An 11,982-nucleotide genomic window follows, 5' to 3' on the forward strand; every position below is an offset into this window, starting at 1 on the left:
CGCCGTGACGAGCAGCGACTACTGGGACGCCGACACCGCGGCGCGCTACGACGAGTCGTCGGCGTTCATGTTCGCCCCCGACGTGCTCGACCCCGCCGTCGACCTCCTGGCCGACCTCGCGGGCGACGGAGCGGCCCTCGAGCTCGCGATCGGCACCGGGCGGGTCGCGATCCCCCTGGCCGAGCGCGGCGTGCCGGTGAGCGGGATCGAGCTCTCGCAGCCGATGGCGGACCGGCTCCGCGCCAAGCGGGACGACGTCCCGGTCACGGTGGGCGACATGGCGACGACCGTCGTCCCGGGGCGGTTCGCGCTGGTCTACCTGGTGTGGAACAGCCTCGGCAACCTGCGGACCCAGGACGAGCAGGTGGCCTGCTTCGCGAACGCCGCGCGCCACCTGCGACCGGGTGGCCGGTTCGTCGTCGAGCTCGGGATCCCCGGCATCCGGCGCTTCCCCCCGGGCCAGGCGGCCGTGCCGTTCCACGTCGGGCGGCGCCACGTCGGCATCGACACCTACGACATGGCGACCCAGCAGGGCACCTCGCACCACTACCGCCACCACCCCGACGGCACGGTCACCCACGGCACCAGCAACTTCCGCTTCGTCTGGCCCGCCGAGCTCGACCTGATGGCCCGGCTCGCGGGGATGACCCTCGAGCGCCGCGTCGCCGACTGGACCGGGACGCCGTTCGACGGCGACAGCGAGAGCCACGTCTCGACCTGGCGGACCTGACGCCGAATGACGCTGACCCGTCAGCGATAGGTGACGGGTCGGCGAGAACGACGCTGACCCGTCACCTATAGGTGACGGGTCAGCGCGGGTGGCGCGGGTGGCGGGGGGTGGGGTGGATCAGAAGGCGGACTCGTCGAGGTCCATCAGGGAGAGGTCGGTGGCCTCGGCGATCGCGCGCTCGGCGGAGATCTTCGGCAGGTTGTACTGGGCGAAGAACTGGGCCGCGGCGACCTTGCCCTCGTAGAACGACTTGTCCTTCGGCGACACCTCGCCGCCGAGCTTGCCGAGGGCGACCTCGGCGCCGCGCAGGAGCAGCCAGGCACAGACGACGTCGCCGAGCACCATCAGCAGGCGGGTGGTGTTGAGCCCGACCTTGTAGATGTTGCGGATGTCGTCCTGGGCCGACATCAGCTCGTTGATCATGTGACCGACGATGGCGTTGGCGTCGTCGAGGGCCGTGGCGAGGAGCGCACGCTCGCTCTTGAGGCGACCGTTGCCGCCCTCGGCGTCGAGGAACCCCTGGATCTCGGCCGCGATGGTGCCGAGGGCCTTGCCCTGGTCCTTGACGATCTTGCGGAAGAAGAAGTCCTGCCCCTGGATCGCCGTCGTGCCCTCGTAGAGGGTGTCGATCTTGGCGTCGCGGACGTACTGCTCCAGCGGGTACTCCTGCAGGAAGCCGGAGCCGCCGAAGGTCTGCAGCGACTCGGTGCCGAGCAGCACCCACGAGCGCTCCGAGCCGTAGCCCTTGACGATCGGGAGCAGCAGGTCGTTGACGGCGTTGGCGAGCCTGGCCTCCTCGCCCAGGCCGTCGCCGCGGTGCTCGGCGAGCTGGATCCGGTCCTGCCACGTCGCGGTGTAGAGCACCAGCGAGCGCATGGCCTCGGAGAAGGACTTCTGCACCATCAGCGAGCGGCGGACGTCGGGGTGGTGGGTGATCGTGACGCGCGGCGCGGTCTTGTCGCCGGACTGCGTCAGGTCGGCGCCCTGCTGGCGCTCCTTGGCGTACTCGAGGGCGTTGAGGTAGCCGGTCGAGAGAGTCGCGATGGCCTTGGTGCCGACCATCATCCGGGCGTTCTCGATGACCTGGAACATCTGCGCGATGCCGTGGTGGACCTCGCCGAGCAGCCACCCGCGGGCGGGCGCGCCGTTGCCGACGGAGGAGTCGCCGAAGGTGACCTCGCAGGTGTTGGAGACCTTGATGCCCATCTTGTGCTCGACGTTGGTCACGTAGACGCCGTTGCGCTCGCCGGTCAGCTCGCCGGTCTCGTGGTCGAAGTGGTGGTGGGGCACCAGGAAGAGGGAGAGGCCCTTGGTGCCGGGGCCGCCGACGCCCTCGACGCCCACCGGGCGGGCGAGGACGAGGTGCATGATGTTCTCGCTCATGTCGTGCTCGGCCGAGGTGATGAAGCGCTTGACGCCCTCGATGTTCCACGAGCCGTCGGTGTTGGCGGTGGCCCTGGCGCGACCGGCGCCGACGTCGGACCCGGCGTCGGGCTCGGTGAGGACCATGGTGCAGCCCCACTGGCGCTCGACCATGATCTGGGCGATCCGCTTGTCGCGGTCGTTGCCGTTGCGGTGCACGACCTGCGCGAACGCGGGGCCGGCGGCGTACATCCACACCGGCGCGTTCGCGCCGAGGACCATCTCGGCCGTGGCCCACACCAGCGACGAGGGGGCCGGCGTGCCGCCGAGGTCCTCGTTGATCTGCAGGCGCCAGAACTCGGAGTCCATCCAGGCGCGGTAGCTCTTCTGGAACGACTCGGGGACGGGGGCCGTGTTGGTCGCGGGGTCGAAGACCGGCGGGTTGCGGTCGCTGTCCTCGTACGACGCCGCGAGGTCCTCGCGGGAGAGCCGCTCGACCTCCGCCAGGATGGAGCGCGCCGACTCCGCGTCGACGTCGGCGAACGGGCCGGTGCCCAGGATCTCGTCGCGTCCGAGTACCTCGAAGAGGTTGAACTCGATGTCGCGCAGGTTGCTCTTGTAGTGGCTCACGGCCCACCGTTCCTTGATCTCGTCGTGGAGCTCGGTCCTGCCCGCCGCTCAACGGCGCGGGCTACCGACCAGTAACTTAATGATAGGAGCCAGGCGTGCCCTGTGCAAGGACGGCGCGGTGGGGGTGACGAGCATCTCGGACGACGGGCACCACGAACGGAGGCTTCCGGGGTGCCATGTCCAGTGATCGACCCGACATATCTGACACACTGGCCCTATGCGAGTTTCCGCCAAGTCCGACTACGCGCTGCGTGCCCTCATCGAGATGGCCGGGCGCGAGGACGGCAAGGCGGTCAGCGCCGAGGAGCTCGGTCGGCTGCAGGAGATCCCGCACGGCTTCCTGCAGGCGATCCTGGCCGACCTGCGCCGCGCCGGCGTCGTGATGTCGCAGCGCGGGCAGTCGGGTGGCTGGCGGATGGGCCGGCCGGCCACCGACGTCTCGGTCGCCGACGTCATCCGCGCCGTCGACGGTCCGCTCGTCTCGGTCTACGGCCTGCGTCCGGAGTCGGTCACCTACAACGAGTCCGCCGACGTCCTCCAGCACGTCTGGATCGCGGCCCGTCGGTCCCTGCGCGACGTCTTCGAGCAGGTCTCCATCCAGCAGCTCGCCGACGGCAAGCTGCCCAAGGCCGTCACCTCGCGCACCGCCGACGAGGACGCCTGGCAGCCGCACTGACGAGGGTCGCGCGAGCGGCGCGACCGAGGTACGAGGTCGTGACCCGCGTATCGAGACCCCTGGCCCACCGAGGCCAGGGCCGCACCGGCCGGTCGGCATCGGAGGGCCGGCGGCTTCGTCGCGCTCGCCGGGGCTCGCTTGCTCAGCCGCCCGGGGTGGTGACTACGCGACCTCGGACAGCCGACGCTTCAGCTTCCGCTTCTTCTTCTCGGACTTCGCCAGCCGGCGCTCGAGGTCGTCGGTGCGACGGCGGAGGAGCTCGACCTCGTGCCGGGCCAGGTCGAGCGCGGCGGTGAGGTCGTCGACGGAGTCGGCGCACCGGAGGTCGGGCTCGAGGGTGGCCAGGTCGCCGACGACGTCGTAGGGCGAGGACGCCAGCAGGTCGGCCCACGTGCCCGCGAGCCGGCGCAGGTCGGCCGCCCGGGCCGCCGGGACGACGTCCTGACCGGACGCGAGGGAGAGGGCCTCGGGCGCGACGCGCAGCGACGCGGTCCCGAAGCCGACGACGCGGCCGAACGAGCGCCAGGTGCCGGCGCCGTCGGCCCCGACGATGACGTGCAGCCGCTCCGGGTCGGCGACGGCCGACGACCAGCGGTCCAGCACCGAGGCGAGGTCGCGGCCCGGGTCGCCGGGGATGGTCCAGGCGTCGGGGGCGCGGGCGGTCACGACGACGTGGACGTCGAAGGCGTCGAGGGCCTCGACGAGGTGGCGCGCGCGGTCCGGCGGCGCGGCGGCGAGCAGCGGCCGGCTGAGGACGACGGTGTCGCGACCGCGCCCGGCGTCCCGTCGCAGGCCCGCCCAGGTGCCGTCGCCGTCGGCGGGCTCGGCCGGGCGGCGTACGCCGAGGTCGAGCAGCGCGTGCGCGTGGGAGTCCAGCGCGGTGCCGACGACGTCGCCCGAGCCGTCGTCCAGACCGACGTGGACGAAGGCCTGACGCTTGCGGGGCATGGGCGCAGCGTCCCTCGCCGCCGTGGCCGCCGGGTGAACGCCGGACGTCGTCCGTGCGGCCCGCAGTCGGCGGGGTCGCGTCGGGGCAGGCCCCTAGCGGATCCGGAGGTCCTCCGGCACCCCGGCGACCGCGCGCTGGAGCCACGTCACCAGTGGCTTCAGCGCGCGCCAGTCGTCGCGGACGAGCGTGAGGACAGCGGGGGTGTGGATGACCTTCTCGAACCCGTACGGCCGGCCCAGGATGATCTGCCGGTGCCGCAGCAGGTCGATGCGGGGGTGGTCGGCGTCGAAGCCGCGCGGGGTCGTCTTGAGCCGGTCACCGCCGAGCTCGAACCCGGCCCTCTCCAGCTTGGCGATGGTGCGCCGGAGGGCCGGTCCCGTCCGGTCGTCGGCGACGGCGGCCCGGATGGCACCCAACCGGGCGCCGCTGGCCTCGTAGAAGCCGGCTCCGACGCGGACACCGCGCGGGGACAGCTCGACGTACCAGCCCATCGACGGCCCGGCCGCGACGAACGCGCCCTGGTGGGTCTTGTAGGGCGTCTTGTCCTTCGCGAACCGGACGTCGCGGTAGGGCCGGAAGATCTTCACCGCCCCGAACTCGGGCTCGAGCGCCGCCGACAGCGCCGCGAACGGCTTCTTCACCGACTCGTCGTAGACCTCCTTGTTGGCCTCCCAGAAGGACTTGGTGTTGTCCATCTCGAGGTCGTCGTAGAAGTCGAGCGCGGCGACGGGGAAGCCTTGGAACTGCACGGGTCGAGGCTACGTCGGCGCCCGCGGTCGGCGCCCGTCGAGGTGCGAGGGCGCCGCTCCGGAGGTTGAGCGAGCGAGCCGCGCCGGAGGTTGAGCGAGCGAGCCCTGGCGAGCGACGACGAAACCGCCTGCCGCACGCACCCCGCTCCCGTTGCCGGGATCGGCTGCGGGGGTCTCGACGCGCTCGTGCGCCTTCGTTCCTCAGGCGCGTCGCTTGCTCGACCTTCGATCGCCACGACACCTCGTTCGTTCCTCACGAGGTGTCTGCGATCTCGAGCGGATGACGAGACTCGAACTCGCGACATCGACCTTGGGAAGGTCGCGCTCTACCAACTGAGCTACATCCGCACTGCTGCGGCGCCGATGCTAGCCCACCACGGTCGGGTCAGTCGGCGACAGGTCGGGAGAACGTGCCGTAGCGCGGTGCGAGACCGTCGCCCGAGGAGCGTCCGGTGAGCCGGCGGTGGACCCACGGGGCGGCCGAGGTGCGCACCCACACGGCGTTCTCGCGTAGGACGCCGGCCCGCCCCCCGGGCGCCGCGAGCGGGGTCGGTGCCAGCGGAGCGAGGTCGTGCGGGACCTCGAGGACGTCGAGGACGGCGGTCGCCATCCGCTGGTGCCCGGCCGGGCCCATGTGCAGCCGGTCGGGGTCCCAGAGGCCCCAGTCGCGGTACTCGCGCATCCGCCAGAAGTCGACGATGCTCGCGCCGTGCCGGTCGGCGCTCTCGCGCACCAGCTCGTTGTAGAGCGCGAACCTGCCTCGGAGCAGCTTGAACGTCGCGGACCCACCCGGGTCGAACGCCGTCCACACGAGCACGCGGGCGCCGGTCGCGGCGAGCCGGCCGAGGGCGGCGTCGTAGTCGGCGACGAGGGCGTCGAGGTCCACCTGGGGCCGGAGGATGTCGTTGCCGCCGGCGTAGACCGTGACCAGGTCGGGCTCCAGGGCCAGGGCCGCGTCGACCTGCTCGGCGACGATCGCGCGCAGCTTGCGCCCGCGGATCGCGAGGTTGGCGTAGCCGAACCCCGGCTCGTCGCGCCCCAGGACCTCGGCCACCCGGTCGGCCCAGCCGCGGACGCCGTTCGGTCGGCCCGGGTCGATGTCGCCGACCCCTTCGGTGAAGGAGTCGCCGAGGGCGACGTAGCGGCGGTAGGGGTGCGTGCTCACGGGCCGATTGTGCTCGGGCGACCCGAGGCGCCGGCGGTAGGGTGCCAGCGTGCTGCTGTCAGATCGCGACATCCTGGCCGAGATCGACGCGGGCCGGGTCGGCCTCGACCCCTGGGATCCGGGAATGGTGCAGCCGTCGTCGGTCGACGTGCGCCTCGACCGGTTCTTCCGGGTCTTCGAGAACCACCGCTACCCCCACATCGACCCGGCCGCCGACCAGTCCGACCTGACCCGGATGGTGGAGCCCGAGGGGGACGAGCCGTTCATCCTGCACCCGGGAGAGTTCGTGCTCGGCTCGACGTACGAGGTCGTGTCGCTGCCCGACGACATCGCCGCGCGGGTGGAGGGCAAGTCGTCGCTCGGCCGGCTCGGCCTGCTCACCCACGCGACCGCGGGCTTCGTGGACCCCGGCTTCTCCGGGCACGTGACCCTCGAGCTCGCGAACGTCGCGACCCTGCCGATCAAGCTCTACCCGGGCATGAAGATCGGGCAGTTCTGCTTCTTCCGGCTCAGCTCGCCCTCGGAGCACCCGTACGGCTCGGAGAAGTACGGCTCGCGCTACCAGGGCCAGCGCGGCCCGACGCCGTCCCGGTCGTTCCAGAGCTTCCACCGCACGCCGATCTGAGCCGGGTCGGCCGGCGTCCGGGGTTTCCCCGGTCGACCGGGGAAGTCTGAACTGGGGGGCCGGGATATCGCCCCCCAAGTTCAGGGATCCCCAGCCGACCGGGGAAATCCCGACGGCTCCGGATAAGGTGACCCTAAGTAAGGTCAACCTGACTCGAGAGGCCACCATGACGACCACCACCACCGAGCTCCCGATGCTGATCGAGGAGGTGGAGTGCGTGTCGGTCGAGCGGGTCTCCCCCAGCTTCGTGCGGGTCGAGCTGGGGTCGCCGGCGCTCGCCGAGCTCGACCGGAACGACCGCTCCTACGACCAGCGGGTCAAGCTGATCTTCGCCGACGGCGAGCACCCGCTGCCGTCGTTCGCCGGTGCCGACGACTCCTGGTACGCGACCTGGATGACCAAGCCGCTCTCGGAGCGCGGGCACATGCGCACCTACACGATCCGCGAGGTGCGGGGCGAGGGCGTCGACACCCGGCTGGTCGTCGACTTCATCGTCCACGACGGGGACTGCGGCCCCGGCGGCACCTGGGGCGCGCGCGCCCGGGTCGGCGACCGCCTGGTGCTGATGGCGCCGCGTCGCGGGCACGTCTACGGCGGCATCGAGTTCGTGCCGGGGGATGCGACCCGGCTGCTGCTCGTCGGCGACGAGACCGCCGTCCCGGCGATCGCGGCGATCCTCGAGCAGCTCGACGACGGCGCGCAGGGCGCGGCGTTCCTCGAGGTGCCGTTCGGCGACGACGTCCTCACGCTGCAGCACCCGACCGGCGTCAGCGTGCACTGGCTGCCCCGCGACGGCGCGCCCCGCGGCGAGGCCCTGGACGTCGCCGTCCTCGGCTACCTCGGCGCCGGCCCGGTCGACCTCGACGTGTCCGACGACGAGGTCGACCCCGACCTGTGGGAGACCCCGACGCACTCGTCGTCCGGCGAGGACGTCGCCGAGCACGCGCGTCCCGTCGGTCACGACTGGGACGGCCTGTACGCCTGGATCGCCGGGGAGTCGAAGATCGTCACCGGGCTGCGCCGCGCGCTGGTCAAGGACCTCGGGATCGACCGCCACCAGGTGGCCTTCATGGGCTACTGGCGCCACGGCGTCGCGATGAGGTCCTGACGCGGCGCGGCTCAGGCGTCGAGGCGGTCGGCGACGACGCGCACGCGCTGGGCCATCCGGCGGCGGCGGGTCTGGCGGCGGGCGCTGAGGAGGTCGGTGCGGGCCCGGTCCTGGCCGCTGAGGCCGGTGCCGAGGACGGCGGAGTGGTTGCGTCGCAGCTCGTAGTCGAGCAGCTGGGTGGCGTTGTTCATGACGGTGCTCCTGGGGGCCGGCGTGGGGCCGCGGCCGGTTCGTGGTGACGGGGACGGGGTGGCTGGGTCAGAGCTGGGTGAGGACGATGTCGCCGCTGACCGTCTTGGCCCGCAGCTCGACGTAGTCGGCGCCGTCCTCGGGCTGGCCGGCGCCCTCGAGCGTGGAGTGGATGCGCCCGGTGACGGTGGAGACGTCGGTCCAGACCGGGACGCCGGCGGGGATGCCGACGCGGACGTCGCCCGAGGCCCCCTTCACCTGCACCCGCCCGGCGCTGACCGAGGCGATCTGGAGGTCCCCGGAGCCGGTCGTGAGGCCGACGTCGGTGCGGGCCTGACCGATGTGGAGGTCGCCCGAGCCGGTCTTGACGGCCGTGGCGCCGTTCGACTCGCGGATCTGCACGTCGCCGGAGCCGGTGGAGACGGCGGCGTCGCTGCCTGCGGTGCCGATGGTGACGTCACCGGAGCCGCTCTTGACGCGCAGCGACCCGGTGACCGTGGCGAGGGTGATGTCGCCCGAGCCGGTCTCCACCAGGCCCGAGCCGGCGACGTCCGCGACGCGCACGTCGCCGGAGCCCGACCGGAGGTGGCAGGTGCCGATGGTGCCGGTGACGTGCAGGTCCGCGCTGCCGAGCTTGGTGACGACGCCACTGCCGCTGGGGACGGTGACGACCACGTCGAGCCGGCGCTCGCCACCGAGGAACCCGCCGCGCTGGCGCGGGGCGATGATGTTGAGGCGGTCGCCGTCGAGCTCGACGAGGGTGTCGGCGGCGTCCGGGCCGTCGACGGTGACGCGGGTCTCGACGGTGTCGGTCGCGCGGACCTCGACCGCGCCCTTGCCGATCTCGACGTAGACCTCGACGGGCTGGTGGGTCTCGAACTGGTGCTCGCTCATGGTGGCTGCTCCCTGACTGGTGCGTGCTCGGGTGGTGGAGGGTGTGCTCGTCCACGGGGCCGGCGTGCTGCCGGTCCCGAGGTGCTGCTGGGCGGGGTGCTACCGGGTGGTCAGACCCAGCCGTTCATCCGCTTGGGCCCGCGGTTGCCGCGGGTGTTGGGGAAGCCGTCGCCGAAGAACGGCAGGCTCGACAGGTCGATGTCGACGTTGATGGCGGCCTCGCCCTGGCCCCGCGTGGCGGACCGGATGACGTTGACCAGCCACGTGTTGAGGGACTGCCCGGCGCCGGCGGCGGCGTCCTCGGCGCGGCCCTTGACCGACTCGGGCAGGCGCAGGGTGATCCGCGCCATCCCGCCGTCGTCGACCTCCTCGGGCGCGGCCGGCGGCAGCGGCGGCGCGGGCGGTGCGGGCGGCGCCGGGGGGCCGGCCAGGTGCTGGCCGGCAGAGGTGTCGACGACGAAGGCGAGGTCGCGGCCGTCGAGCCGGACGTCGACGCCGCCGGCCGGCATCTCGGCGGTGATCTCCGCGCAGGCCTGGCTGATGGCCTCCATCAGCGCGAGCCGGGCGGCCGGGTCGAGCGCGAAGCTGAGCCGCTCGGCGGCGTGGCGCAGCTCGTCGCCGGCACCCTCCGCCGCGGCCAGCAGGTCGCGGCGGAGGTGGTCGACGTAGGGGGTGATGTCCATGTGCATCACTCTGACATCAGGCGTGATGTCATGTCAACCCAAACTGACATCAGATGTGACATCACGCGACGTCAGGGGGTCCGGTCGTCCGTCCGTAGGGGTGAAGGCCGTCCCGGGCGCGGGGTCCTAGGTTCGGAAGGCTCTGCTGCCGTCTCGGAGGGAAGACCCCCATGTCCTCGGTGTCCTCGGTGCTGCCGATGGCCACGATCATCGACGCGAACTTCGTCGACTACCTGATCGTCGGCATCTACTTCGCGTTCGTCCTCGGGATCGGGGTGATGGCGCGCCGCCAGGTCTCCGACTCCGTCGACTTCTTCCTGTCCGGACGCTCGTTGCCGGCCTGGGTCACCGGTCTGGCCTTCGTCTCGGCCAACCTCGGCGCGGTCGAGATCATGGGCATGTCGGCGAACGGCGCCGAGTTCGGGCTGCCGACGCTGCACTACTTCTGGATCGGCGCGATCCCCGCCATGCTCTTCCTCGGCGTGGTGATGATGCCGTTCTACTACGGCTCGAAGGTCCGCTCGGTGCCGGAGTTCATGCTCCGGCGCTTCGGCCCCGCGGCGCACCTGGTCAACGCGATCTCCTTCGCGGTGGCCCAGCTGCTGATCGCGGGCATCAACCTCTACCTGCTCGCCAGCATCATCAAGGCGATGCTCGGGTGGGAGCTCTGGGTCTCGCTCGTGGTGGCCGCGGTCGTCGTCCTCACCTACATCACGCTCGGCGGGCTGAGCGCGGCGATCTACAACGAGGTGCTGCAGTTCTTCGTCATCGTGGCCGCCCTGCTGCCCCTGACCCTGATCGGCCTGCACCAGGTCGGCGGCTACGGCGGCCTCAAGGACAAGATCACCGAGGCGGCGCCGTCCGCGGCCGACGCCGACGCCCAGCTCAACTCGTGGCCCGGCACCAACCTGACCGGGATCGACAACGAGGTGCTGTCGGTCATCGGCATCGTGCTCGGCCTCGGCTTCGTGCTGTCGTTCGGCTACTGGACGACGAACTTCGTCGAGGTCCAGCGGGCGATGGCCTCCGACTCGATCTCCTCGGCGCGCAAGACGCCGATCATCGGCGCCTTCCCGAAGATCCTGGTCCCGTTCATCACGATCCTGCCCGGCATGATCGCCGCCGTCGCCGTGGCCGAGATCGTCAAGACCAAGGCCGGCGATACCGTGCCGGGCGGCGCGTCCGGCGAGGGCGTGAAGTTCAACGACTCGCTGCTCTACCTGATGCGCGACGTGCTGCCCAACGGCCTCCTCGGCATCGCGATCGCCGGCCTGCTGGCGGCGTTCATGGCCGGCATGGCGGCCAACATCTCGGCCTTCAACACCGTCTTCAGCTACGACCTGTGGCAGTCGTACGCCGTGAAGGACCGCGACGACGGCTACTACCTCAAGGTCGGCCGGCTCGCGACCGTCGGCGCGACGGTGATCGCGATCTTCACCGCCGGGCTGGCGGCCAACTTCGACAACATCATGGACTACCTCCAGACGCTGTTCGGGTTCTTCAACGCGCCGCTGTTCGCCACCTTCATCCTCGGCATGTTCTGGAAGCGGATGACGCCGACCGCCGCCTGGATCGGCCTCGTCGCCGGCACCCTGTCGGCGGTGACGGTCGCGTTCCTGAGCGAGGACGCGTTCGGCACCGCCAGCCTCGGGGTGATCGGCCTGAGCGGCCAGGGCGCGTCGTTCGTGGCCGCCGGGGTGGCCTTCACCGTCGACATCGTGCTCAGCGTCGCGATCTCGCTCGTGACCAAGCCCCGGGCGGCGTCCGAGCTCGTCGGGCTCGTCTACTCGGAGACGCCGCGGGAGACCCTCGTCGACGAGAACGAGGCAGGCTACCCCTGGTACCGACGCACCGTCCCGCTCGCCAGCATCGCGCTGGCGCTCGTCGTCGTCCTCAACTTCGTCTTCTAGGAAGGGAGCGATCATGGCTCAGCCGACCGGCTCCAAGAAGCACACCGCGGGCGCGCTCGACATCCGCAACGTCATCGGTGCCCTGCTGTTCGTCTACGGCGTCATCCTGCTCGTCACCCGGCTCGTCGCGGGCGACGAGGGCGGCGAGAACTCCGCGGGCGTCAACGCCAACCTGTGGGCGGGCCTCGCGCTCGCCGCCGTCGGCGCCGGCTTCATGATCTGGTCGCGGGTGCGGCCGATCGTGGTGCCCGAGCACGTCGACTCGCCCGAGGACCTCACCCCGCCGAAGCGCTGAGGCCGGCGGGCCGGCGG

General features: G+C 71.6%; 13 protein-coding genes and 1 tRNA gene. 6 read left to right on the plus strand and 8 right to left on the minus strand.

Annotated features, from left to right (window positions below):
• Positions 1-4 precede the first annotated feature (4 nt).
• Positions 5-730 carry a class I SAM-dependent methyltransferase gene (locus E4623_RS10480; protein ID WP_134766509.1) on the plus strand — a complete coding sequence of 242 codons (726 nt, stop codon included), beginning with the start codon at positions 5-7 and terminating at the stop codon, positions 728-730.
• A 117-nt stretch (positions 731-847) separates the two neighbouring features.
• On the opposite strand, the gene E4623_RS10485 is transcribed toward E4623_RS10480, so the two are convergent.
• Entirely contained in the window at positions 848-2,722 is a 1,875-nt protein-coding gene (locus E4623_RS10485) for an acyl-CoA dehydrogenase (RefSeq protein ID WP_134766510.1), read from the minus strand.
• 217 nt (positions 2,723-2,939) lie between these two features.
• On the opposite strand from E4623_RS10485, the gene E4623_RS10490 reads away from it, so the two are divergent.
• The gene (locus E4623_RS10490; RefSeq protein ID WP_134766511.1) at positions 2,940-3,398 is read left to right on the plus strand and encodes an Rrf2 family transcriptional regulator; all 459 of its coding nucleotides are present in this window, start codon (positions 2,940-2,942) and stop codon (positions 3,396-3,398) included.
• 162 nt (positions 3,399-3,560) lie between these two features.
• Here the strand turns inward: E4623_RS10490 and E4623_RS10495 are convergent, their stop codons facing one another.
• The 4 genes from E4623_RS10495 to E4623_RS10510 form a co-directional block, all read right to left on the minus strand.
• Positions 3,561-4,346: a hypothetical protein gene (locus E4623_RS10495; protein WP_134766512.1), complete on the minus strand. Its 786-nt coding sequence runs from the start codon at positions 4,344-4,346 to the stop codon at positions 3,561-3,563.
• Positions 4,347-4,439: 93 nt separating this feature from the next.
• Complete coding sequence (locus tag E4623_RS10500) at positions 4,440-5,096, minus strand: DUF2461 domain-containing protein (RefSeq protein ID WP_134766513.1); 657 nt, start codon at positions 5,094-5,096, stop codon at positions 4,440-4,442.
• Positions 5,097-5,371: 275 nt separating this feature from the next.
• Positions 5,372-5,444 (minus strand) — tRNA-Gly (locus tag E4623_RS10505).
• Positions 5,445-5,481: 37 nt separating this feature from the next.
• Entirely contained in the window at positions 5,482-6,261 is a 780-nt protein-coding gene (locus E4623_RS10510) for an SGNH/GDSL hydrolase family protein (RefSeq protein ID WP_245155015.1), read from the minus strand.
• A 49-nt stretch (positions 6,262-6,310) separates the two neighbouring features.
• Here E4623_RS10510 and dcd point away from each other — a divergent pair, with 49 nt between their 5' ends.
• Together dcd and E4623_RS10520 are read left to right on the plus strand one after the other, a co-directional pair.
• The gene (gene dcd / locus E4623_RS10515) at positions 6,311-6,886 is read left to right on the plus strand and encodes a dCTP deaminase (RefSeq protein ID WP_134766515.1); all 576 of its coding nucleotides are present in this window, start codon (positions 6,311-6,313) and stop codon (positions 6,884-6,886) included.
• Between the two features lie 166 nt (positions 6,887-7,052).
• Entirely contained in the window at positions 7,053-7,994 is a 942-nt protein-coding gene (locus E4623_RS10520; RefSeq protein ID WP_134766516.1) for a siderophore-interacting protein, read from the plus strand.
• Positions 7,995-8,005: 11 nt separating this feature from the next.
• On the opposite strand, the gene E4623_RS10525 is transcribed toward E4623_RS10520, so the two are convergent.
• From E4623_RS10525 to E4623_RS10535, 3 genes are all read right to left on the minus strand, one after another.
• Positions 8,006-8,185: a hypothetical protein gene (locus E4623_RS10525; RefSeq protein WP_134766517.1), complete on the minus strand. Its 180-nt coding sequence runs from the start codon at positions 8,183-8,185 to the stop codon at positions 8,006-8,008.
• Between the two features lie 67 nt (positions 8,186-8,252).
• The gene (locus tag E4623_RS10530; protein ID WP_134766518.1) at positions 8,253-9,077 is read right to left on the minus strand and encodes a DUF4097 family beta strand repeat-containing protein; all 825 of its coding nucleotides are present in this window, start codon (positions 9,075-9,077) and stop codon (positions 8,253-8,255) included.
• A gap of 110 nt (positions 9,078-9,187) precedes the next feature.
• Positions 9,188-9,760, minus strand: coding sequence for a pilus assembly protein HicB (locus tag E4623_RS10535; protein ID WP_209020627.1), 573 nt, complete (start codon positions 9,758-9,760; stop codon positions 9,188-9,190).
• 191 nt (positions 9,761-9,951) lie between these two features.
• Here E4623_RS10535 and E4623_RS10540 point away from each other — a divergent pair, with 191 nt between their 5' ends.
• Both E4623_RS10540 and E4623_RS10545 read left to right on the plus strand, forming a co-directional pair.
• A complete protein-coding gene (locus tag E4623_RS10540; protein WP_209020666.1) occupies positions 9,952-11,670 on the plus strand; it encodes a sodium:solute symporter family protein in 1,719 nt (572 codons plus the stop codon).
• A gap of 13 nt (positions 11,671-11,683) precedes the next feature.
• The gene (locus E4623_RS10545) at positions 11,684-11,965 is read left to right on the plus strand and encodes a hypothetical protein (RefSeq protein WP_134766520.1); all 282 of its coding nucleotides are present in this window, start codon (positions 11,684-11,686) and stop codon (positions 11,963-11,965) included.
• Positions 11,966-11,982 lie beyond the last annotated feature (17 nt).

The sequence above is a fragment of the Nocardioides sp. 1609 genome, assembly GCF_004522105.1.
Taxonomy (GTDB): domain Bacteria; phylum Actinomycetota; class Actinomycetes; order Propionibacteriales; family Nocardioidaceae; genus Nocardioides.